The following is a 20,575-nucleotide window of genomic DNA, read 5'->3' as shown; positions in this document are numbered from 1 at the left end:
TCCGGTCGTACGGCGGGGTGTGGCGGGGTGCGGGAGTGCCGGTAGAGTCCCCCGGACAGTCGTAGCGGGCCACCGCGAACCACTCAACACGCCTGCTGCACAAGACCGTTCGGAGGGGAACAAGTAATGGCGCGACAGCAGCGGCACTTCGCGATCGGTGCGACGGCACTTGCCGGCACGGCTGCGGCCGGTTTTCTCCTGCCCCTGGCACTGGCCACCAACGCCTCGGCGCACGTGCCGAGTTGGACGGTGACCTGCGACAAGATCGTGATCGATCTGATCAACTACAGCCCCAAGGCCGACGTGAAGAACACCGTCAGCCTCACCATCGACGGAGAGAAGGTCCTGGACGCCCAGACCTTCCCGAAGGAGTACCACGGCACCTTCCCGGTGAAGGACCACAACGGCCCGATCAAGGCGAACCTGGTGGTCACCACCACGGAGAGCCCGAACGAGAAGGGCTGGAACATCAACGAGACCAAGACCATCGAGCCGTGCCACACGCCGACTCCGACCCCCACGCCCACCCCCACCAAGACGCCCACCCCGACCCCGACCCCGACCCCGACCCCGACGCCGACGCCGACCGCGACCCCCACCCCGTCGGCCACGCCCACCCCGAGCAAGACCCCCTCGGCCACGCCGACCCCGAGCAAGACCCCGACCGCGACCCCGGCGCCCACCACCAGCGCGCCGGCGCTCGCCCAGACCGGTAGCAGCGACGCGACCCCGATGATCGCGGCGGCCGGCGGCGGCGTGCTGCTGGTCGGCGGCGCGCTCGTCCTGCTCGCCCGCAAGCGCCGTGGCGGCAGGGAGAGCTGACGCTCCGCGGCCCGCTGACGCGCGACGCCCCCCGGCCCGAGGTGGCCGGGGGGCGTCGCGCGTCGGTGCCCGCCGGCTACTCCCAGCGGAAGAAGCGGGCGGCCGCGGCCAGGCCGAGCACCGACCAGCCGGCCAGGATCCCGAGGTCCGCCCACGGCGCCGAGGCGCCGTCCTGGAGCACCGACCGCAGGCCGTCCGAGAGCGCCGAGATCGGCAGCAGCTCCAGCACCGACCGGACGGCGTCGGGGAACCGGCTCAGCGGCACGATCACCCCGCCGGCCAGCAGCAGCAGGATGAACACCAGGTTGGCGCCGGCCAGGGTGGCCTCGGCCTTCAGGGTGCCGGCCATCAGCAGGCCGAGCCCGGAGAAGGCGGCGGTGCCGAGGACCAGCAGTGCGGCGACGGTCAGCGGGTTGCCGTGCGGGGACCAGCCGAGGGCCAGCGCGATCACCGACAGCAGCGCCACCTGCAGCGCCTCCGTCACCAGGACGCAGCCGGTCTTGGCGGTCAGCAGCGCCCAGCGCGGCAGCGGGCTCGCGCCGAGCCGCTTCAGCACGCCGTAGCGGCGCTCGAACCCGGTGGCGATGGCCTGGCCGGTGAAGGCGGTGGACATCACGGCCAGCGCCAGCAGGCCGGGGGCCAGGAAGTCGACCCGCTTGCCGGGGCCCTCGACCGCGACGATGTCCACGGCGGAGAACAGCACCAGCAGCACGGTCGGGATGACCACGGTGAGCAGCAGCTGCTCACCGTTGCGCAGCAGCATCCGGGTCTCGAACGCGGTCTGGGCCAGCAGCATCCGGCCGACCGGCGCGGGGCCCGGCTTGGGGGAGTAGTCCGTGGTGGTCACGATCGGAGCTCCCGTCCGGTCAGGTCGAGGAAGACGTCCTCCAGGCTGCGGCGCTGGACGGACAGCCGTTCGGGCAGGATGCCGGTGGCCGCGCACCAGCCGGTGACGGTGGCCACCAGCCGGGGGTCGACGGGCGCCTCGACGCGGTAGCTGCCGGGGGCGGTCTCGGTGGCTGCGGCGCCCTCGGGCAGTTCCTTGAGCAGCGGGCCGAGGTCGAGGCCGGGCGGGCCGTCGAAGCGCAGGGCGTCCTCGGCGCCGTCGCGGCACAGCTCCTCGGTGGTGCCGTTGGCGATCACCCGGCCGCCGTCGACGATGGCGACCCGGTCGGCGAGCTGCTCGGCCTCGTCCATGTGGTGGGTGGTGACGACCACGGTGACGCCGTCCCGGCGCAGGTCGCGCACCAGCTCCCAGGTGGCCCGGCGGGCCTGCGGGTCGAGGCCCGCGGTGGGTTCGTCCAGGAAGACCAGCTCGGGGCGGCCGACCACGGCCATCGCCAGGGCGAGCCGCTGCTGCTGGCCGCCGGACAGCCGCCGGTAGGTGGTGCGGCCGCAGGAGCCGAGGCCGAGGCGTTCGACCAGGGCGTCCACGTCCAGCGGGTGGGCGTGCAGCTTGGCGGTGTGCCGCAGCATCTCGACGGCGCGCGCGCCCGCGTACACGCCGCCGGACTGCAGCATGACGCCGATCCGGGGCCGCAGTGCGGCGCTCTGGGTGACCGGGTCGAGGCCCAGGACCCGGACGGTGCCGGCGTCGGGGCGGCGGTAGCCCTCGCAGGTCTCGATGGTGGTGGTCTTGCCGGCGCCGTTGGGGCCGAGGACGGCGGTGATCGCGCCGGTCGGGATGGTGAGGTCGAGGCCGTCCACCGCGAGCTTGTCGTCGTAGCGTTTGACCAGCCCGGCGATCTGGACCGCGGGTTCGGAGTGCATACCGGCGAGTCTAAGAGGGCCCGACATCCGTCCCGGACGGCGGCTCGATGATCGTTTTCGCAGGTCAGGTAAGGCTAACCTGCGTGACAGATGACACCGGTGAGGCCTGGATCACGGCTTGTCCCGACGGAAGTAATTACGCAACACTGGTGTTGTGAAAAACATGCGCGAGCACGCCCAGCAGCAGGAGGCCGAGACGGCCTCCTCCTGTGACGTGCCCGTGACGGCGGCCGAGGTGCTGCTCGAGGGCCACCGGGCCACCCGGGACCGGGTCGCGCGGTCGATCCTGGACCACGGCCCCTCCTCCGCCGCCGACCTGGCGAACCGGCTCGGCCTCACCGCCGCCGCCGTCCGCCGCCACCTCGACGGGCTGGTCGCCACCGGCCTGGTCGAGTCCCGCGAACAGCGGGTCTACGGAAGCCGCGGCCGGGGTCGTCCGGCCAAGGTCTTCGCCCTCACCGACGCCGGCCGGGACGCCTTCTACCAGGCGTACGACCAGCTCGCCGCCGACGCGCTGCGCTGGATCGCGGACTCGGTGGGCGGCGGCAAGGCGGGCGAGGAGGCGGTCGCCGCCTTCGCCCGCGCACGGTTCGGCAAGCAGGCCGAGAAGTACCTGGAGGCCCTGCGCCTGGCCGCCGCCGGAGAGCGCACCGAGGCGCTGGCCCAGGCGCTGAGCGCCGACGGCTACGCTGCCACGGTGCGGCGTGTCCCGACGGCCGCGGCCAAGGCCCCGGCGGGCGCCCAGCTCTGCCAACACCACTGCCCGGTCGCGCACATCGCCGAGCAGTTCCCGCAGCTCTGTGAGGCGGAGACCGAAGTCTTCTCCCAGCTCCTGGGCACCCATGTGCAACGGCTGGCCACGATCGCCCACGGCGACGGGGTCTGCACCACCTATGTGCCGGCATCCGGTGCCGCATCGTCGCCCGCCCAGCCCCCGGCGGGACGCGGCTCCGATGCGGTGCCGACTGCCGGTACGTCCACCGAAGATTCAGCGTCCGCGCGTTAGGAAGCTCGCATGACTGACACCGTTTCGCACCCCGAGCTCGAAGGCCTCGGCAATTACGAGTACGGCTGGGCCGACCCGGACACCGCCGGTGCCGCGGCCAAGCGCGGGCTCAGCGAAGACGTCGTGCGCGACATCTCCGCGAAGAAGAACGAGTCCGAGTGGATGCTGAACCTGCGGCTCAAGGGCCTGAAGCTGTTCGGCAAGAAGCCCATGCCGACCTGGGGCTCCGACCTCACCGGCATCGACTTCGACAACATCAAGTACTTCGTCCGCTCCACCGAGAAGCAGGCCGAGTCCTGGGAGGACCTGCCGGCGGACATCAAGGCCACCTACGACAAGCTCGGCATCCCGGAGGCGGAGAAGCAGCGCCTGGTCGCCGGCGTCGCCGCCCAGTACGAATCCGAGGTCGTCTACCACCAGATCCGCGAGGACCTGGAGGAGCAGGGCGTCATCTTCCTGGACACCGACACCGCGCTGCGCGAGCACCCGGAGCTGTTCAAGGAGTACTTCGGCACCGTGATCCCGGCCGGCGACAACAAGTTCGCCGCGCTGAACACCGCGGTGTGGTCCGGCGGCTCGTTCATCTACGTGCCGAAGGGCGTGCACGTGGACATCCCGCTCCAGGCCTACTTCCGGATCAACACCGAGAACATGGGCCAGTTCGAGCGGACGCTGATCATCGTCGACGAGGACGCCTACGTCCACTACGTCGAGGGCTGCACCGCCCCGATCTACTCCTCCGACTCGCTGCACTCGGCGGTCGTGGAGATCATCGTCAAGAAGGGCGGCCGCTGCCGCTACACGACGATCCAGAACTGGTCGAACAACGTCTACAACCTGGTCACCAAGCGCGCCGTGGCGTACGAGGGCGCGACCATGGAGTGGGTCGACGGCAACATCGGCTCCAAGGTCACCATGAAGTACCCGGCCGTCTACCTGATGGGCGAGCACGCCAAGGGCGAGACCCTGTCGATCGCCTTCGCGGGCGAGGGCCAGCACCAGGACGCCGGCGCCAAGATGGTGCACATGGCGCCGAACACCTCGTCCAACATCGTCTCCAAGTCGGTGGCGCGCGGCGGCGGCCGGACCTCCTACCGCGGCCTGATCGAGATCGGCGAGGGCTCCAAGGGCGCCAAGTCCAACGTGCTGTGCGACGCGCTGCTGGTGGACACCATCTCCCGTTCGGACACCTACCCGTACGTGGACGTCCGCGAGGACGACGTGTCCATGGGCCACGAGGCGACCGTCTCCAAGGTCAGCGAGGACCAGCTCTTCTACCTGATGAGCCGCGGCCTGACCGAGTTCGAGGCGATGGCGATGATCGTCCGGGGCTTCGTCGAGCCGATCGCGCGCGAGCTGCCGATGGAGTACGCGCTGGAGCTCAACCGGCTGATCGAGCTGCAGATGGAGGGCGCGGTCGGCTGACCTCCGGCCGCCGCCGTCCACTCATTTCCGAGGAAGAGAGCACTACGAACAGCCATGGCTGAGCAGAACACCACCGGCTCCACCACCGCCGGTTCGATCGAGGTCGGCACCGCCGGCGCGGGCGCGCAGCTCGCCGGCCCCGGCACCGGCCGCACCACGGTCCAGCAGCCGATCGACGCGCGCGTCGCGGTCAAGCCGTCCTTCGACGTGAACGACTTCCCGGTGCCCACCGGCCGCGAGGAGGACTGGCGGTTCACCCCGCTGCACCGCCTCGGCGGGCTGCACGACGGAACCGCCGCCGCCGAAGCTGAGCGAGGCGGCGTGGGCACCGACAAGGTCGAGTTCACGCTGCCGGACGGCGTCACCGCCGAGACCGTCGGCCGGGACGACGCCCGCCTGGGCAAGGCCGGCACGCCGGTCGACCGGGTCGCCGCGCAGGCGTTCAGCGCCTTCGAGCAGGCCCTGGTGGTCACCGTCCCCAAGGAGTCGGTGCTGGCCGAGCCGGTCAGGATCGACGTGCGCGGCGAGGGCGGGGTCCGCTTCGCCCACGTGGTGATCGACGTCAAGCCGTTCGCCGAGGCCGTCGTGGTGCTCAACCACGCGGGCACCGGCACCCGGGCCGCCAACGTCGAGCTGCTGGTCGGCGAGGGCGCCAAGCTGACCTTCGTCTCCGTGCAGGACTGGGAGCGCGACGCCGTCCACGTCGCCCAGCACAACGCGCTGGTCGGCCGGGACGCCTCGTACAAGTCCGTGGTCGTCACCTTCGGCGGCGACCTGGTCCGGCTGCACCCGCGGGTCAACTACGCCGGCCCCGGCGGCGAGGCCGAGCTGTTCGGCCTCTACTTCGCCGACGCCGGCCAGCACCTGGAGCACCGCCTGGTGGTCGACCACGACACGCCGCACTGCCGGTCGAACGTGGCGTACAAGGGCGCGCTCCAGGGCCAGGACGCCCACGCGGTCTGGGTCGGCGACGTGCTGATCCGCGCCGCCGCGCTCGGCACCGACACCTACGAGCTCAACCGGAACCTGGTGCTCACCGACGGCGCCCGGGTCGACTCGATCCCGAACCTGGAGATCGAGACCGGCGAGATCGTCGGCGCCGGCCACGCCTCGGCGACCGGCCGCTTCGACGACGAGCAGCTCTTCTACCTGCAGGCCCGCGGCATCCCGGCCGACGAGGCCCGCCGCCTGGTGGTGCGTGGCTTCTTCGCCGAGCTGCTCCAGCAGATCGGCGTGGCCGAGGTCCAGGACCAGCTCATGGAGAAGATCGACGCCGAGCTGGAAGCGGCGGTCTGAGCCCGATGACCTTCCTGCGTGCCTGCGCGCTGAGCGACCTCCAGGAGGACGTTCCCAAGCGCGTGGACCTGAACGGCGTGCCGGTCTCCGTCGTCCGCACCGACGAGGGGGTGTTCGCGATCAACGACACCTGCTCGCACGCGAACGTCTCGCTCTCCGAGGGCGAGGTCGAGGACTGCATGATCGAGTGCTGGCTGCACGGCTCCAGCTTCGACCTGCGCACCGGCAAGCCCTCCGGCCTGCCCGCCACCAAGCCGGTCGCTGTCTACCCCGTAAAGATCGAAGGGGACGATGTGCTCGTCTCCGTCAACCAGGAGTCCTGAGTACACATGGCAACCCTTGAAATCCGCGACCTGCACGTCTCCGTGGAGGCCGAGAACGGCCCGCGCGAGATCCTGAAGGGCGTCGACCTGACGGTGAAGCAGGGCGAGACCCACGCCATCATGGGTCCGAACGGCTCCGGCAAGTCCACCCTGGCCTATTCGCTGGCCGGTCACCCCAAGTACACCGTCACCGGCGGCTCGGTGCTGCTGGACGGCGAGGACGTCCTGGAGATGTCCGTCGACGAGCGCGCCAAGGCCGGCGTCTTCCTGGCCATGCAGTACCCGGTCGAGGTCCCCGGCGTCTCGGTCAGCAACTTCCTGCGCACCGCCGCCACCGCCGTCCGCGGCGAGGCCCCGAAGCTGCGGCTGTGGGTGAAGGAGGTCAAGGAGGCGATGGCCGCCCTCCAGATGGACCCGGCCTTCGCCGAGCGCAACGTCAACGAGGGCTTCTCCGGCGGCGAGAAGAAGCGCCACGAGATCCTCCAGCTGGAGCTGCTCAAGCCGAAGATCGCGATCCTCGACGAGACCGACTCCGGCCTGGACGTCGACGCGCTGCGGATCGTCTCCGAGGGCATCAACCGGGTCCGCTCGACCGGCGAGGTCGGCACCCTGCTGGTCACCCACTACACCCGCATCCTGCGGTACATCAAGCCCGACCACGTCCACGTCTTCGCGGGCGGCCGCATCGTCGAGTCCGGCGGCGCCGAGCTGGCCGACAAGCTGGAGAACGAGGGCTACGAGGCGTACGTGAAGGGGGGCGCGTCCGAGTGACCCATCCGTTTACGGGACTGCTCGACACCGACGCGATCCGCAAGGACTTCCCGGTCCTCCAGCGGGTGCTGCACGACGACAAGCCGCTGGTCTACCTGGACAACGCGGCGACCTCGCAGAAGCCGCGCCAGGTGCTGGAGGCGCTGAACGCCTACTACGAGCGGCACAACGCCAACGTCCACCGCGGCGTGCACGTGCTCGCCGAGGAGGCCACGGCGCTGTACGAGGGCGCCCGGGACAAGGTCGCGGCGTTCGTCAACGCGCCGAGCCGCAACGAGGTGATCTTCACCAAGAACGCCTCGGAGTCGCTCAACCTCGTCGCCAACATGCTGGCCTGGGCCGACGAGCCGTACCGGGTGGACGCCGACTCCGAGATCGTCATCACGGAGATGGAGCACCACTCCAACATCGTCCCGTGGCAGCTGTTGTCGCAGCGCAGCGGCGCGAAGCTCAAGTGGTTCGGGCTGACCGACGAGGGCCGGCTCGACCTGTCGAACATCGACGAGCTGATCACCGAGAAGACCAAGGTGGTCTCCTTCACCCTGGTCTCCAACCTGCTGGGCACGGTCAACCCGGTCGAGACGATCGTCCGCAAGGCCCAGTCGGTCGGCGCGCTGGTCGTCATCGACGCCTCGCAGGCCGCGCCGCACATGGTGCTGGACGTGCAGGCGCTGGAGGCCGACTTCGTCGCCTTCACCGGCCACAAGATGCTGGCCCCGACCGGCATCGGTGTCCTCTGGGGCCGCCAGGAGCTGCTGGAGGACCTCCCGCCGTTCCTCGGCGGCGGCGAGATGATCGAGACCGTCACCATGGGCTCGTCCACCTACGCCCCGGCCCCCCACAAGTTCGAGGCCGGCACCCCGCCGATCGCCCAGGCGGTCGGGCTCGGCGCGGCCATCGACTACCTCCAGGACATCGGCATGGAGCGGATCGCGGCGCACGAGCACGCGATCACCGAGTACGCCGTCGAGCGGCTGCTGGAGGTCCCCGACCTGCGGATCATCGGCCCGCGCACGGCCGTGGACCGCGGCGCCGCGATCTCCTTCACCCTCGGCGACATCCACCCGCACGACGTGGGCCAGGTGCTGGACGAGCAGGGCATCGCCGTGCGCGTCGGCCACCACTGCGCGCGGCCGGTGTGCCTGCGGTACGGAATTCCGGCGACCACGCGGGCGTCGTTCTATCTGTACTCGACGCCGGGCGAGGTCGACGCGCTGATCGACGGCCTGCACCACGTCCGGAACTTCTTCGGCTGACGGGACGGGGCAGGACGAACCATGAAGCTCGACTCGATGTACCAGGACATCATCCTGGACCACTACCGCAACCCGCACGGCAAGGGGCTGCGGGACGGTGACGCCGAGGTGCACCACGTCAACCCGACGTGCGGCGACGAGATCACCCTGCGGGTGAAGCTCGACGGCGCCACCGTCGCGGACGTCTCGTACGAGTCGCAGGGCTGTTCGATCAGCCAGGCGAGCGCCTCGGTGCTCAACGACCTGGTGGTCGGCAAGACCGTGGGCGAGGCGCAGGCGGTCCAGGAGGCCTTCCTGGAGCTGATGCAGAGCAAGGGCCAGGGCGAGGGCGACGAGGAGGTGCTGGAGGACGCGGTCGCGTTCGCCGGCGTCTCCAAGTACCCGGCCCGGGTCAAGTGCGCCCTGCTCAGCTGGATGGCCTGGAAGGACGCCACCGCCCAGGCGCTCGCCCAGAACCCCGCCGTGAACGACTGACCCCGCAGAGGAGGACAAGACCATGAGTGACGAGAGCACCACCACCGCCGCCGCCGAGGCCTCCGCTGCGGAGGAGCAGCAGGCCGGCATCATCGTCGGCACCACCGCCGGCACGGTCTCGGTCGAGGACCTGACCGAGGCCCTGATGGACGTCGTCGACCCCGAACTGGGCATCGACGTCGTCAACCTGGGCCTGATCTACGGCATCCACATCGACGAGTCCGACGTGGCCACCATCGACATGACGCTCACCTCGGCGGCCTGCCCGCTGACCGACGTCATCGAGGACCAGGCCAAGACCGCCACCGACGGCCTGGTGCAGGACCTGCGCATCAACTGGGTCTGGATGCCGCCGTGGGGCCCCGACAAGATCACCGACGACGGCCGCGAGCAGCTCCGCGCCCTCGGCTTCAACGTCTGAGGCCTGCCGTACCGGACGCCGCTGCCCGGGACTTCTTCGGAAGTCGCGGGCAGCGGCGTTTCGGCGCGTCGGCACGCGGTGGCTCTGCCCGTCGCGAGGCCATCATTCCCGCCCCCGCCCCCGCCCCCGGCCCACGCGGCGCTGACGGAGCAGGGCGACCTACCTGCCGGAGCCCCTTCGGACCGGTGGGACAGTGTGTCTCAGGCGGCGATGCGGGCAGGCCGACCGCCGGTCATCGCGGAGCGAAGAGCGGCTCGGACCCGGGCGGCACCTGCCGCTGCCACGTCCGCCCCCTGGCCGACCGTGAGGGTCCGGGGCGTCAGGCCGGCGCACGGGCGGCAGATGCCCGGCCCGGGCACCGGGTCGTGACACTCGGCGCACTCGGCGTACCGGGCCGGTGGCCGTGCAGCGGGCCGGGCGGGCGGCATCTTGTGCTCCAGGCGGTAGCGGAGCACGGCGGCCGCCGAGTGCATCGGGACAGGCAGGCCCGGCAGCAGGGCGTGGGTGAGGTCGGCCGGCGTGCTGCCGCGAGCCAGCCATTCGGCGACCAGGGGAGCGAGTTCGCGCGCTTCGGCCTCGCCCAGGCGCAGGCGGGGGTCGGGGCGGATCACGCGGAAGAGCGTGGCCATCGCTTCCCGGACCTCCTCGGTCTCGGAAGCCTCGTCCCGCTCCTCCGGCCTGACGTCACCGTCCGAACTCGCGGGGAGGGAGGGTTCTTTGTGCCGGTTCTTTACAACAGGGCTGCCAGCAGCGCCGGTTGCCGCTCTACCGGGCGCCGGAGGGGTGGCACCCGGCGCGCACCACGGCGTGTCGTACACGTGGGTCTCGGTGCGGATGGTGCCGTCCGGCATCCGGATCTTCTCGACGCGGTAGAAGCCCGCGTCGGTCAGCTCCTTCAGGGCCTTGCGGACAGCACCGCGCCCCTGCGGGCTGGAGTCGGCCATGTGCCGACCGTCCTCCCGCCAGCCGTCGGGGCGGGAGAGGAGGTCCGCGAGCAGGCCGCGGGCGGTGTAGCTCAACCGCCGGTACTGGAGAAGGGCGTTGGGCAGCACGGTGAAGTCGCGCACGTGGGCGCTACGATGGACACGCATCGGGAGTGTCTGCTCCTGTTGCCGGACCCCGGGGTGTTACCAGCACCGCCGGGGTCGCCTGTTCTTCGATTGGATGACGGAACGTATCACGGTATTTGACACTGGGTGAGGCTTTCGTGGCATCCGGCGTTTGCGACTACCGCGACTACCTGGCGGCGAGGAGTTCCCCGCGTTCGACCGCCTCGCGGAGGACTACGGCGATCTCCTGAGGCAGGAGGTTGACCGCATCGAGGGCTCCGGCGGTGAGGGGGATCTCCTCCAGGAGGTACTCGCCCCGGCCTTCCTGGCTGAACTCGGGACCGGTGCGGTCCTCGAAGCTCCACTTGTCGACGGTGGCGAGGTAGAAGTCCTGGCGCTCGTCGCCGGTCTGGACGGTGTGGAGGAGGCCGACGATCTCGGCCTCGCCGGCGATCTCCTCACGGACCTCACGCAGCAGGGCCTCCTCGGGGCCGGCGTCGGTCGGCTCGATCTTTCCGCCGACGATCACCCAGTACGGGGCGACGCCGGGGCGGATGCGCTTGATCAGCAGCATCGTGTTGTTCGGGGTGAGGAGGACGGCACGGACGCGGTGTTGCATGGTGGTCTGCTTTCCTGGTCGGTGGTGCGGGGGACGGTCAGGCACCAATGCCGCAGGGGCGGGCCCACCCGGCCCAACTGGGTGGGTTCGCCCCAAGACCCCAGCCTGCCGCGTCCTTCACGGCCCGCTCGTGCCAGCAGGTCAAGGTTAGGCGGCTTCGGCCTGCTCCAGCGCGGCTGCAGTCGGCCTTGCGAGCCAGACCAGCCGCGCGGTGATCCCCGGTCGCTCGGCGAAATGGCGCAAGGCCCGATAGGGAGATGTGAGGGTCATTCGCGCCTGCCCGTCGATGCTGATCACGTGCGCCCGCCCGCGGTGGTCGACGACCCCCCCAGGCCACGACCCACCCGTCGACATCCGGCAGGCCCTCGTCGCACACCTGGACAACGGCGAACAGGCGGGGTGCGGTGTCGAGCACGAGCCCGCACAGCTCCTGGTCGAAGGTCGGGCCGTCAGGAAGTCGAGGCGTGACCGGACGGGGGCTACGCGGTGGCGCAGCAGCCATGGAAGTTCTCCTACATGAACGGGAGTTGGACGCGATGCTGCCACCATCACAGGCAGCGGAAAGGCTCACACGGGCCGGGCCCAGATCAGCGAGGCCAGGACGCCGCGTGGCCAGTGGCCGAGCCGGAACGCGACGGTGGACGGTTGGGGCTGGTCCTCGGTGGAGCTGTCGTGGGGCAGCAGTTCGGTGGGGGCAATGTAGCCCTCGCCGGGGTCCGATCCGCAGCCGGAAGACCCGCAGGGGCAGTCCGAGGGCGGCGTAGGCCTCGGTCGGGCCCGCACCGGCTGGTGCGGGCTCGGGTGGCGTCCCTTGACCGCGTAGGAGTTGCCGCGAAGCACGATCAACTGGTGCCGCCCGATCACGTCGGGGCCACGCGGCGCTTCGACCACCGTTCCTCCTCCGTCCGGTCCCGAAAGGGAGCAACCAGCCACGGCACGAGCCGCGGGGCTGGAACAGCGGCGATCTGCTCAACCGGTCGGAGAAGCCCCTGCTTGCATGACTCCGCTGTCCAGACGGTGAACCGGGCGTCGGGGCAGGCCGGGTTGATGCCGATCTCTCCCTTGGGGCTGACGCCGTTGAACGGCGTCGAGATGCCCTCCCTGTTCCAGTAGGCCCACGCCTGCATGGCCTTGGCCTGCTCGAAGCAGTGGTAGAGCTGCGGGTAGCGGTCGAGGAGCCGGATCTCCCGGAAGATCAGCTGGCCGAGGAGGTGTGGTGCCGTCTCGGCCATCGCGCCCAGGTCCGCCGCGTGGAACGTGAAGTCCCGGATGTCCTGGCGGGGTGTCAGGGACGTAGTGGCGAAGAGATGGGACATGCGCCGGCGGATGTAGTCGGCGGCCGACGTCGCCAGGCCGGGCTCGATGCCTCCGACGAGATCGAGGAGCCGGGCGTGGCCCGGGTAGAACCGCCCGAGGTCGAAGAGAGTGCCCATGCTGTCCACGGCGGAGAAGGCGAGTTCCTTGTAGAGCCGGTTGTTCATCTCCCCACGGTCCGCGTACTCCCGGGTGGCCCGGCTGGTGGAGTGGAGCATCAGGTATTCGGCGACGGTCTCGAAGTAGAGGTACCCGAGATAGGGGAAGACGGGGACCGTGGCGGCGAGGGCGTCGATGAACGACTCTTCCGGCGTCGTGCCACCACTGGCGTTGTGCAGGAGCTTGTCGAGGAACGGGGCTGCGACGCACACCCGGTCCACGATGGACCGCAGCACCTGGTCGTCCTCGGCTGCGGTGAGGACATGCCGGCACGCCTGGTAGGTCCGCAGATGGATGCCGCCGAGCCGCAGGTAGTTCAGGCCCTTGGCCGGTGCCGGGCGACCGGGGGTGACTTGGATGACCAGGGGTGTGCTGTCGCGGCGGCTGGCCAGGCCGTGGCGGGCGTCCAGTAGGTAGGAGCCGAGGTTGTGGGGCCGCAGCGCGCCGCCGGGCAGCGGGGTGAGGGGCGAGCCGTAGACGGCCCCGATCAGGCATCCGGTGGAGGCGAGCAGGTGGCCGCTGGAGCGGATGGCGTCCAGGGAACGGGTCAGGTGCAGCAGGTGGACCGGGCCGCCGGAGGCGAGCGAGGCGAGCATGGCGTTGCCGTCCTCGTGCAGCAGGTGCCCGTTCGGGCTCTGGGCCAGGCGCTGGCGCCAGTCGGCCTCGGTGTCGGTGAGGCCGGCGGGCAACGGTCGGTCGGGCAGCGCGCTGTAGTCGTTGTGCGCGAGATCCCACTCGGTGTGCACGGGGCTTCTCCTACTCGGGCATCACGGCCCGGAGCGCGTGCTCCAGGGCCTGGGTGTCGGTCGCGCCGTCGAGGTGGGCCTGCTCGCTGCCCACGACCAGGTCGTGGGCGAGGACCGGGGCCCAGGCGGGAACCTGCAGGCGTAGGCGGTTGAGGTCGGGCCACCAGCGGGCCAGCGGAAGCCGGTAGCGGTCGAGCGCGTCAGCTGCCTTGAGGAGGTCCACCGCCACCTGGTGCTGCCGGTAGCCGCGTGCCTGGTTGCGGGTGAAGGTGTCGTGCGGGACGTCGTGGAGGGCGACCGCGGTGATCGCCTCCGTTGTGGCCGCCGTCCCGAACACCGCCTCCACGTCGGCGATGTACTCGGTGAGCCAGTCGGCGGCGCGCTGACCGTGGCCGGGATCGTCGCGGTCGTTGAGCCTCCGGCAGTCGTGGCAGGCCGCAGCAGCCGCGAGTGCCAGCCCACGGTCCAACGGGAGGCCGAGGCCGGGGGCGAGCAGCTGCACGAGCACGGCGAGCCGGGCACCGTGGCGGACACCGTGGATCGAGGTGGCCGTCTCCCTGCGGGCGAACCAGGAGGCGTTCGGTACCAGCAGCAGCGGCCGGTGTGGCATGGTGACTCGGACACTCGCGCCAGCCGGCCGGTGGCGGGTGATCCAGTCCAGTGTCGGCCGGTCCATCACCTGGTGGTCTGGCAGACGGCCAGAGCCGGCCAGCTCGCGCAGCGACGGCCCGCCGGGCCGGGGTGTCAGCGAGATCATGAAGGGTTCCTCCGAGTTGGGGTCGGGTGCGATGGGCGTCACGCTGGGCGTGGTGGTGCTGACGATGGGAAACCGGCCTGCGGAGCTGACGGCGCTGCTGGAGTCGGTACGGGCCCAGGACGGCGGCGACAGCGGCGTTCGGACCGTCGTGCTCGGGCAGGGCGTGAAGCTGCCCGAGCTGCCGGAGTGGGTAGACGCGGTGGAGCTGCCGGAGAACCTCGGCATCCCCGGTGGCCGCAACGCGGGTGTCGAGCGGCTACGCAAGCTGGGCGGCACGGACGTGCTGGTCGTCCTGGACGACGACGGGCTGCTGCCCCGCACCGACACGTTCCGGCTGATCCGGGAGGCCTTCGAGCACGAGCCGAAGCTGGGCATTGCCAGCTTCCGGATCGCGGATGAGACCGGGTTCACCCAGCGCCGACACGTCCCCCGCCTTGGCGCGTCGGACCCGATGCTGTCCGGGGAGGTCACCACCTTCCTCGGCGGCGGCCACGCCATCCGCATGAGCGTGATCGACCAAGTCGGCGACTTCCCCGCCCCGTTCTTCTACGCGCACGAGGAGACCGACTTCGCCTGGCGTGCGCTGGACGCGGGCTGGCGCATCGACTACCGGGCCGACCTGGTGCTTCAGCACCCTCGCACCGACCCGGCCCGTCACGCGACCTACTACCGGATGACGGCCCGCAACCGGGTGTGGCTGGCCAAGCGCCACCTGCCCGCCGTCCTGGTGCCGATCTACCTCACCTCCTGGGCGGCCTACACGGTGGTTCGTCGGCCGCCGATGTCGGGACTCAAGGCGTGGTGGTCCGGTTTCCTCGAGGGCGTTCGGACAGCCTGTCCGCCGCGTCGGCCGATGCGGTGGAGCACGGTGTGGCGGATGGCGAAGCTGGGCCGGCCGCCCGTGTTCTGACGGCCGGCCCAGCACGCCCGGTCAGGCCCAGATGGCATGGAGGGCGTCGATGACGCGCTGCACGTCCGCAGCTGTCATGGCCGGGTAGCAGGGCAGGGAGAGCTGTCGGGCGGCGATCTGCTCGGTGACGGGCAGGTGGCAGTCCAGGTAGCGGTACGCGGCGAGGCGGTGCACCGGCTTGAAGTGCACGCTGGTGCCCACCCCGTAGCCGTCCAGGAGCATGCCGGCCACCGTATCCCTGGTCCGGTCGCCCACCGGGTCGATCAGCACGGGGTAGAGGAACCAGCCGTGCCGGACCCCGTCCAGGACGGTCGGCAGCCGCAGCCCCGGGAGACCGGTCAGCGACCGGTCGTAGGAGGCGGCGATCTGGGCCCGGCGCGCGGTGAAGTCCGGCAGCTTGTGGAACTGCTGGAGGCCGACCGCGGCGGTGATGTCCGGCATCGTGTACTTCAGCCCCGCAACAGTGACCTCGTAGTCGGCAGTGCGGCGCTCGCCGTGCCGCTGCCACACGGAGGAGTCGATCCCGTGCCGGCCGAGCAGACGGGCGGCCTGGACGAGGTCGGTGCGGCCGACGATCATCCCGCCTTCGCCGCAGGTGATGACCTTGTTGGCGTAGAAGGAGAAGACCGCCAGGTCGCCGACGCTGCCCGCCCGAAGGCCGTCGCGCCAGGCGTGCAGGGCGTGGGCGGCGTCCTCGATCAGGATCAGGCCGTGGTCATCGGCCAGCTTGCGGAAGGCCATCAGGTCGCAGGGCTGGCCGCCGTAGTGCATGACCACGACGGCCTTCGTCCTGGAGGTGATCGCCTGCTCGGCCGCCGAGGGGTCGATGTTGAAGGTGTCGGGATCGGCCTCGGCGAACACCGGGGTGCCGCCGCACTGGACGATGGCGTTCGGGGCCGCGCAGAAGGTCAGGCTCGGGGTGATCACCTCGTCGCCCGCCTTGATCCCGGCCGCCAGCAGTGCAAGGTGGAGAGCGGCGGTGCACGACGAGACCGCGAACGCCTCCTCCACGCCGAGCGCGTCCTTCACCGCGGCCTCGAACCGGCCCGCCTTCGGGCCGGCAGTGAGCCAACCCGAGCGCAAGGTGTTCATGACCTCGGCCTCCTCCTCCTGCCCGAGCGAGGGCCGGTTCCACGGCAGGAACGGGGCGGTGGCCGTCACGACTGCCCCCACACGGCCGTGTACTCGGACCGGTAACGTCGGCACGCGGGGGTACGCGGGGCCCGTACCTTGCCGGTGGCGAAGGCGTCCACCAGGCCCCGGTGGTTGTCGTACTGCGGCTCGTCGGTGTCGGTGACCTGGCGGGTCGCCAGGAGATCGGCGATCTCCTGCACACCCTCCTTGAGGGTGGTGGAGCACGCCCCGGGGATGCGGTGCTGGAGGTGGGCGAAGCTCACGCGGTAGTCGCGCGCGTCGGCTTCGTCGCGCTCCGGTCCGCGCTGGGGCGGGGGCGGGCACCCGCCGGCAGGCGGGTGGGGGGTGGATGGTGGGGAACGGCGGGGGACCTGCTCAGCCGAAGCAGACCATGCGCGGGTGTTCACCCGGCGGCGGATGCGCCGCTGCCCGGGACCCCCACAGAGGGCCCGGGCAGCGGTGGTTCGTACGGTCAGGCCGTCGGTCGGGGCTTGCGGGCCACAGCCACGGCGAGGCCCGCGCAGAGGAGGGCGGCGAGGGCGGCGAAGCCGCTGACGGCGGGGAGGAGGCCGTAGCTCCTGACCAGGGCGCCGACGATGACGATGGGCAGGGAGCTGCCGAGGTAGACGATGATCCACAGGGAGCTGAGCTCGGAGCCGCGGCGCTCCGGGTTCATCGCGGCGACGGCGCTGGTGAACAGGGAGCGGAAGGCCACGCCCTGGGAGATGCCGCCGAGGACGCTGCCGATGAAGAGCAGCGCGGGGGTGCCGGTGTACCCGGCGGCCACGACCAGGCCGAGGCCGGTGGCCAGGCCGGTCATGCCGAGGGCGGTCACCACGCGGTCCGAGGTGGGCGGGACGATCAGCTGGGTGGCGGCCGAGGAGCCGAGCAGGAGGGCGGCCACGATCGCGCCGACCAGCTTGGAGTCGGTGTGCAGCAGTGTGGCGGCGAAGGCCGGGGCCAGGCTGAGGTAGACGCCGAAGACCGCGTAGGAGATGAACCCGGCCGTGGCGGCGAGCAGGAACTCCCGGCGGCCGGTGCGCGGCAGCCGCAGGCGCTGGGGGCGCAGGTGGGCCGGGGTGGTGATCCGCGGCGGCGACGCGGGCGGGCGGTTGCGGCCGGGCATCCGGGGGTGGACCAGGGCCAGCGGCACGCAGAGCGCCACGAGGGCGATGGCGTGCAGCAGGAAGGGCGTCAGCAGCGGGTCGGAGCCGCCGGCCAGCAGGGCGCCGACGATGGGGCCGAGGGCGACGCCGCCCGCCGAGCAGGCCAGGGTGATCTTGGCGGCGAGCGTCGGCTGGTCGGGCAGCAGGTCGCCCAGGGCGGCCCCGGCGGCGCCGGTGGACAGGCCGACGGCGATGCCCTGGACGGCGCGGCCGGCGGCGAGCTGCCAGAAGCTGCCGGAGGTGGCGAACACGACGTCGCCGACGGCGGACAGCGCGACGGCGGGCAGGATCAGGGCGCGTCGGCCGAGGTGGTCGGACCAGTGGCCGACCACGGCCAGTACCGGGACGAGCGCGAACACGTAGATCGCGAACAGGACGGTGGTGTCGAGCGCGGTGAGGTGCAGCTGCTGCTGGAGGAGCGAGTAGATCGGCGTGGCCAGGTTGGCGCCGATCAGCATCAGCAGCAGGGCGGCGGCCACCAGGCCGACGCGGACGCCGCGCAGCGCGTTCCAGCGGCTGATCGCGGCGAGCTGGAGCTGGGCACGTGGTGCGAGCTCCAGGGGAAGCAGGGCCTCCGACAGTCGGCGTCCGTCGAGCTGCGCGGTGCGCAGGCCGGAGCCGGCGGGGGAGAGGTCCGCCATGGCAGGGATCTCCTGTGGCCGGGCACCACCGGGGTCGGCGGGGTGTGCCGGCGCGCCCGTCCGGAGGCGCTGTGGTGGTGGCCGCGGGTACGGGCTCCCTGGTGGGGCGAGGTGAGCTGAAGAGGGCCCCTCCGGCCCGGGGTCGGGTGGAGGGCGATGGGCTTCGTTGCCCCGGTGGCACGCGCGGGGTGTGCGCGTACCAGACCGAAGGATAAAGGGTGGGCGCACGCCCACGGCGCGCGCCCCTGGATGCGCCCCGATCGGCGGGGCATCGGGAGTGCCCGGCCTATACGCTGAGGTGGTGGATCGGTACGCGGCGCTGTTGGGCTGACCGCTGGCTGAGGGAGAGCGCACTAACGATGGCCGGACGACGTCGCAAGAACACCGGGGCTTCCGCGGGCGAGGGCACGGCCGAGCCGGTGCTGCCCGCGGACCTGGAGCTCCAGGACCTCTACGGGGCGTTCGCCGCGCACGGGCTGGACGACGAGGACCTGGACGACGCGGCGGTCCTGGTCCCGCCGGTGAAACTGCCCGCCGAGCGGGAGCTGGCCGAGCAGGCGAAGGCCGTCCCGATGTTCGGGTACGCGCTGGCGCTGGCCCGCTGGGCCGCCCCGCACCGGGCGGTGGACGAGTTCGGCGACCTGGTCGAGGAGGACCGGGCGCCCGCGGCCCGGCTGCTGGGCCTGGCCCCGGCGGAGGGCGGGGGCGAGGTGCCCGAGGAGGCCGAGGTCGAGGCGCTGCGGGCCTGGTCGCTGGCCTGCGACCTGGACCTGGTGGAGCTCGGCACGACCGCCGAGGGCGAGCACGTCGCCGTCCCGGGCCCGGACCTGGAGCCCGCCGAGCAGGGGGACCCGGAGACCGTCCTGGAGCTGTGGCTGACCGCCGCGGGGATCGTCCGGGAGCTGGCCGTCGAGGCGGACTCCGTCCCGGAGGGGGCCGAGGGCGCGGCGGACGGGGACGGCGAGGAGGCCGAGGAGGACGAGGACGGGCTCTCCGAGGTCGAGGAGGCCCGCGACGAGGCCGCCGAGCTGCTGGACGAGGCCCTCCAGGTGCTCTACGAGACCACCGCCTTCGCCGAGCCGGGCAACGAGACCGTGCCGCTGGGCGTGCTGGCCGCGCTGCTGGTGGTCCCCGAGGGCGAGGAGCCCAGCGAGGAGCTGCTCGGCGACATCACGGACGTGATGGTCACGCTCGACCCGATGCTGGGCGACCTCGCCGAGCTCGGCCTGCTGGACTACCGCCCGATCGACCCCGAGCTGTTCGACGAGGAGGACGGCGAGGAGCCCGCCGTGGTCGGCGAGGAGCCGCTGGACGAGGAGGAGTCGGCCCGCTTCGGGCTGGTCCGGCTCACCCCGCTCGGCCAGTACGGCATCCGGCAGTGGCTGCTGGAGGACGGCTACGACGCGCCGCTCGTCGGCGACCTGGCCCGGGGGAACGCGGCCGAGCTGCTGCGCGGGGTGTGCGAGTCGGCCAACGTGCTGCCGGACGAGGAGCTGCGGGTGTGGACCGCCGACCGGGAACCGGTGGCGGCGGCGCGCGAGCTGCTCGCGGCGGCGCGCGGCACCGACGGCTACGGCCCGCTGCGCCGGATGCTCTGCGTCTCGGCGCTCAACCTGCTCGGGCCGGCCGCGGAGCCGGCCGTCCGGGAGGTCATCGACGACCCGGAGCTGGGGGGCGCGGCGCGGGCCTGGCTGACCTCGCAGGGCGCGACGGACGTGCCGGTGCCGGACCGGGCGATGGCGCTGTGGACGGTGGTCGACACCTTCGCCGCCCAGCTGCTGGACAACGGCGGGGACGCCGAGCTGCTGCGCGAACTGATCACCGACCTGCCGGTGAACGGCGATCCGGCCGGGTGGTTCGGCGAGCTGTGGCGGGTCGACCACCCGTACACGGCGGACGTCCTGGAGGCGATCGGGGAGCTGCACCCGGACCGGGCGCTGGCCAAGGAGGCGCGCAAGGCGGCCTTCAAGGCGCGCTCCAGGAACTGAACCTCCGAACCTTCACGGGGTGCTCCGAGTGGGGGCGCTGGTCACGGGAGGTCCAGTGAGCCGTCCTCGGTGAAGGGGAAGAAGGGGTTGTGGGCCAGCTCCCAGAGGTGGCCGTCCGGGTCCTCGAAGTAGCCGGAGTAGCCGCCCCAGTCGGTCGGGACCGGCGGCTTGACGACCACGGCGCCGGCCTCGACCGCCGTCCGCAGCGCGGCGTCCACCAGCGCGGGGGACTCCAGGTTCACCGCGAGGGTGACGCCGCGGAAGGAGGGCTCGCCGGTGGCGGGCACGCCCGCGTCGGCGGCCAGCTCGTCGGTGGGGAAGAGGCCGAGCGCCGAGTCCGCGGTGCGGAACCAGACGATCTCCGGGCTGGAGGCGGCGGAGCGCTTCCAGCCGAGGGCCTCGTAGAAGCGGGCGCTGCGGTCGAGGTCGGTCACCCCGAGGGTGACGATGCTGATCCGGGCGGGGAAGGCGCCCTGCGTGGTCTCGTTCTGTGCTGTCATGCCGCCAGGTTAGGGAGGGCCGCTGACA

Annotated in this window: 23 protein-coding genes; 11 read left to right on the top strand and 12 right to left on the bottom strand. The window is 71.7% G+C overall.

Annotated features, from left to right (window positions below; translation table 11 throughout):
- Positions 1-126: 126 nt before the first annotated feature.
- A complete protein-coding gene (locus ACFWP2_RS26915) occupies positions 127-822 on the top strand; it encodes an LAETG motif-containing sortase-dependent surface protein (protein WP_380455934.1) in 696 nt (231 codons plus the stop codon).
- Positions 823-898: 76 nt separating this feature from the next.
- On the opposite strand, the gene ACFWP2_RS26910 is transcribed toward ACFWP2_RS26915, so the two are convergent.
- Together ACFWP2_RS26910 and ACFWP2_RS26905 are read right to left on the bottom strand one after the other, a co-directional pair.
- Positions 899-1,618, bottom strand: coding sequence for an ABC transporter permease (locus ACFWP2_RS26910; protein ID WP_380455955.1), 720 nt, complete (start codon positions 1,616-1,618; stop codon positions 899-901).
- 47 nt (positions 1,619-1,665) lie between these two features.
- Positions 1,666-2,592: an ABC transporter ATP-binding protein gene (locus tag ACFWP2_RS26905; RefSeq protein ID WP_380455930.1), complete on the bottom strand. Its 927-nt coding sequence runs from the start codon at positions 2,590-2,592 to the stop codon at positions 1,666-1,668.
- 154 nt (positions 2,593-2,746) lie between these two features.
- On the opposite strand from ACFWP2_RS26905, the gene ACFWP2_RS26900 reads away from it, so the two are divergent.
- Genes ACFWP2_RS26900 through ACFWP2_RS26865 form a run of 8 tightly spaced genes read left to right on the top strand, consistent with a single transcriptional unit; the run spans position 2,747 to position 9,564 of the window.
- The gene (locus ACFWP2_RS26900) at positions 2,747-3,598 is read left to right on the top strand and encodes a helix-turn-helix transcriptional regulator (RefSeq protein WP_380455927.1); all 852 of its coding nucleotides are present in this window, start codon (positions 2,747-2,749) and stop codon (positions 3,596-3,598) included.
- Positions 3,599-3,607: 9 nt separating this feature from the next.
- Positions 3,608-5,023, top strand: a complete 1,416-nt coding sequence (gene sufB / locus ACFWP2_RS26895; protein ID WP_380455924.1) for a Fe-S cluster assembly protein SufB — start codon at positions 3,608-3,610, stop codon at positions 5,021-5,023.
- A gap of 54 nt (positions 5,024-5,077) precedes the next feature.
- The gene (gene sufD / locus ACFWP2_RS26890) at positions 5,078-6,319 is read left to right on the top strand and encodes a Fe-S cluster assembly protein SufD (RefSeq protein ID WP_380455922.1); all 1,242 of its coding nucleotides are present in this window, start codon (positions 5,078-5,080) and stop codon (positions 6,317-6,319) included.
- A 5-nt stretch (positions 6,320-6,324) separates the two neighbouring features.
- The gene (locus ACFWP2_RS26885) at positions 6,325-6,642 is read left to right on the top strand and encodes a bifunctional 3-phenylpropionate/cinnamic acid dioxygenase ferredoxin subunit (RefSeq protein WP_063349526.1); all 318 of its coding nucleotides are present in this window, start codon (positions 6,325-6,327) and stop codon (positions 6,640-6,642) included.
- A 6-nt stretch (positions 6,643-6,648) separates the two neighbouring features.
- Positions 6,649-7,413, top strand: a complete 765-nt coding sequence (sufC, locus tag ACFWP2_RS26880) for a Fe-S cluster assembly ATPase SufC (RefSeq protein WP_380455919.1) — start codon at positions 6,649-6,651, stop codon at positions 7,411-7,413.
- Positions 7,410-8,669, top strand: a complete 1,260-nt coding sequence (locus ACFWP2_RS26875; RefSeq protein ID WP_380455916.1) for a cysteine desulfurase — start codon at positions 7,410-7,412, stop codon at positions 8,667-8,669. The genes sufC and ACFWP2_RS26875 overlap by 4 nt, the downstream gene beginning before the upstream one ends.
- Before the next feature lie 21 nt (positions 8,670-8,690).
- On the top strand, positions 8,691-9,143 hold the full coding sequence (sufU, locus tag ACFWP2_RS26870; protein WP_380455912.1) for a Fe-S cluster assembly sulfur transfer protein SufU: 453 nt from the start codon (positions 8,691-8,693) through the stop codon (positions 9,141-9,143).
- Positions 9,144-9,165: 22 nt separating this feature from the next.
- The gene (locus tag ACFWP2_RS26865) at positions 9,166-9,564 is read left to right on the top strand and encodes a metal-sulfur cluster assembly factor (protein ID WP_380455909.1); all 399 of its coding nucleotides are present in this window, start codon (positions 9,166-9,168) and stop codon (positions 9,562-9,564) included.
- A gap of 200 nt (positions 9,565-9,764) precedes the next feature.
- Here the strand turns inward: ACFWP2_RS26865 and ACFWP2_RS26860 are convergent, their stop codons facing one another.
- From ACFWP2_RS26860 to ACFWP2_RS26835, 6 genes are all read right to left on the bottom strand, one after another.
- Entirely contained in the window at positions 9,765-10,655 is an 891-nt protein-coding gene (locus ACFWP2_RS26860) for a hypothetical protein (protein WP_380455907.1), read from the bottom strand.
- 145 nt (positions 10,656-10,800) lie between these two features.
- Positions 10,801-11,232 carry an NUDIX domain-containing protein gene (locus ACFWP2_RS26855; RefSeq protein WP_380455904.1) on the bottom strand — a complete coding sequence of 144 codons (432 nt, stop codon included), beginning with the start codon at positions 11,230-11,232 and terminating at the stop codon, positions 10,801-10,803.
- A gap of 147 nt (positions 11,233-11,379) precedes the next feature.
- Positions 11,380-11,529 (bottom strand): hypothetical protein, encoded by a 150-nt coding sequence (locus ACFWP2_RS26850; RefSeq protein WP_380455902.1) that lies wholly within the window; start codon positions 11,527-11,529, stop codon positions 11,380-11,382.
- A 270-nt stretch (positions 11,530-11,799) separates the two neighbouring features.
- A complete protein-coding gene (locus tag ACFWP2_RS26845) occupies positions 11,800-12,123 on the bottom strand; it encodes a hypothetical protein (RefSeq protein ID WP_380455899.1) in 324 nt (107 codons plus the stop codon).
- On the bottom strand, positions 12,093-13,451 hold the full coding sequence (locus ACFWP2_RS26840) for a hypothetical protein (protein ID WP_380455897.1): 1,359 nt from the start codon (positions 13,449-13,451) through the stop codon (positions 12,093-12,095). The genes ACFWP2_RS26845 and ACFWP2_RS26840 overlap by 31 nt, the downstream gene beginning before the upstream one ends.
- Positions 13,452-13,461: 10 nt before the next feature.
- Positions 13,462-14,208, bottom strand: coding sequence for a hypothetical protein (locus ACFWP2_RS26835; RefSeq protein ID WP_380455895.1), 747 nt, complete (start codon positions 14,206-14,208; stop codon positions 13,462-13,464).
- Here ACFWP2_RS26835 and ACFWP2_RS26830 point away from each other — a divergent pair.
- Positions 14,207-15,118 carry a glycosyltransferase family 2 protein gene (locus ACFWP2_RS26830; protein WP_380455892.1) on the top strand — a complete coding sequence of 304 codons (912 nt, stop codon included), beginning with the start codon at positions 14,207-14,209 and terminating at the stop codon, positions 15,116-15,118. The two genes, ACFWP2_RS26835 and ACFWP2_RS26830, sit on opposite strands and share 2 nt — an antisense overlap.
- 21 nt (positions 15,119-15,139) lie before the next feature.
- Here ACFWP2_RS26830 and ACFWP2_RS26825 read toward each other — a convergent pair whose 3' ends face one another.
- From ACFWP2_RS26825 to ACFWP2_RS26815, 3 genes are all read right to left on the bottom strand, one after another.
- Positions 15,140-16,279 carry a DegT/DnrJ/EryC1/StrS family aminotransferase gene (locus tag ACFWP2_RS26825; protein WP_380455890.1) on the bottom strand — a complete coding sequence of 380 codons (1,140 nt, stop codon included), beginning with the start codon at positions 16,277-16,279 and terminating at the stop codon, positions 15,140-15,142.
- Positions 16,276-16,515, bottom strand: coding sequence for a hypothetical protein (locus ACFWP2_RS26820; RefSeq protein WP_380455887.1), 240 nt, complete (start codon positions 16,513-16,515; stop codon positions 16,276-16,278). The genes ACFWP2_RS26825 and ACFWP2_RS26820 overlap by 4 nt, the downstream gene beginning before the upstream one ends.
- 209 nt (positions 16,516-16,724) lie before the next feature.
- A complete protein-coding gene (locus ACFWP2_RS26815) occupies positions 16,725-18,059 on the bottom strand; it encodes an MFS transporter (RefSeq protein WP_380455884.1) in 1,335 nt (444 codons plus the stop codon).
- Positions 18,060-18,418: 359 nt separating this feature from the next.
- Between ACFWP2_RS26815 and ACFWP2_RS26810 the strand changes: the two genes are divergently transcribed.
- The gene (locus tag ACFWP2_RS26810) at positions 18,419-20,047 is read left to right on the top strand and encodes a hypothetical protein (RefSeq protein ID WP_380455882.1); all 1,629 of its coding nucleotides are present in this window, start codon (positions 18,419-18,421) and stop codon (positions 20,045-20,047) included.
- A gap of 41 nt (positions 20,048-20,088) precedes the next feature.
- On the opposite strand, the gene ACFWP2_RS26805 is transcribed toward ACFWP2_RS26810, so the two are convergent.
- Positions 20,089-20,547: a VOC family protein gene (locus ACFWP2_RS26805; RefSeq protein ID WP_380455879.1), complete on the bottom strand. Its 459-nt coding sequence runs from the start codon at positions 20,545-20,547 to the stop codon at positions 20,089-20,091.
- Positions 20,548-20,575: the final 28 nt, after the last annotated feature.

This window comes from Kitasatospora sp. NPDC058444 (assembly GCF_042721415.1).
Taxonomy (GTDB): Bacteria; Actinomycetota; Actinomycetes; order Streptomycetales; family Streptomycetaceae; genus Kitasatospora.
This window is presented reverse-complemented; position numbering and strand designations above follow the sequence as displayed.

Excerpts from the sequence above, each read along its gene's own strand:
- ACFWP2_RS26860 (WP_380455907.1), bottom strand. The coding sequence starts at position 10,655 with ATGCGTGTCCATCGTAGCGCCCACGTGCGCGACTTCACCGTGCTGCCC.
- sufB (WP_380455924.1), top strand. The coding sequence starts at position 3,608 with ATGACTGACACCGTTTCGCACCCCGAGCTCGAAGGCCTCGGCAATTAC.
- ACFWP2_RS26905 (WP_380455930.1), bottom strand. The coding sequence starts at position 2,592 with ATGCACTCCGAACCCGCGGTCCAGATCGCCGGGCTGGTCAAACGCTAC.
- sufU (WP_380455912.1), top strand. The coding sequence starts at position 8,691 with ATGAAGCTCGACTCGATGTACCAGGACATCATCCTGGACCACTACCGC.
- ACFWP2_RS26910 (WP_380455955.1), bottom strand. The coding sequence starts at position 1,618 with ATGCTGCTGGCCCAGACCGCGTTCGAGACCCGGATGCTGCTGCGCAAC.
- ACFWP2_RS26835 (WP_380455895.1), bottom strand. The coding sequence starts at position 14,208 with ATGATCTCGCTGACACCCCGGCCCGGCGGGCCGTCGCTGCGCGAGCTG.
- ACFWP2_RS26830 (WP_380455892.1), top strand. The coding sequence starts at position 14,207 with ATGAAGGGTTCCTCCGAGTTGGGGTCGGGTGCGATGGGCGTCACGCTG.
- sufC (WP_380455919.1), top strand. The coding sequence starts at position 6,649 with ATGGCAACCCTTGAAATCCGCGACCTGCACGTCTCCGTGGAGGCCGAG.
- ACFWP2_RS26885 (WP_063349526.1), top strand. The coding sequence starts at position 6,325 with ATGACCTTCCTGCGTGCCTGCGCGCTGAGCGACCTCCAGGAGGACGTT.
- ACFWP2_RS26915 (WP_380455934.1), top strand. The coding sequence starts at position 127 with ATGGCGCGACAGCAGCGGCACTTCGCGATCGGTGCGACGGCACTTGCC.
- ACFWP2_RS26815 (WP_380455884.1), bottom strand. The coding sequence starts at position 18,059 with ATGGCGGACCTCTCCCCCGCCGGCTCCGGCCTGCGCACCGCGCAGCTC.
- sufD (WP_380455922.1), top strand. The coding sequence starts at position 5,078 with ATGGCTGAGCAGAACACCACCGGCTCCACCACCGCCGGTTCGATCGAG.
- ACFWP2_RS26810 (WP_380455882.1), top strand. The coding sequence starts at position 18,419 with ATGGCCGGACGACGTCGCAAGAACACCGGGGCTTCCGCGGGCGAGGGC.
- ACFWP2_RS26805 (WP_380455879.1), bottom strand. The coding sequence starts at position 20,547 with ATGACAGCACAGAACGAGACCACGCAGGGCGCCTTCCCCGCCCGGATC.
- ACFWP2_RS26855 (WP_380455904.1), bottom strand. The coding sequence starts at position 11,232 with ATGCAACACCGCGTCCGTGCCGTCCTCCTCACCCCGAACAACACGATG.
- ACFWP2_RS26865 (WP_380455909.1), top strand. The coding sequence starts at position 9,166 with ATGAGTGACGAGAGCACCACCACCGCCGCCGCCGAGGCCTCCGCTGCG.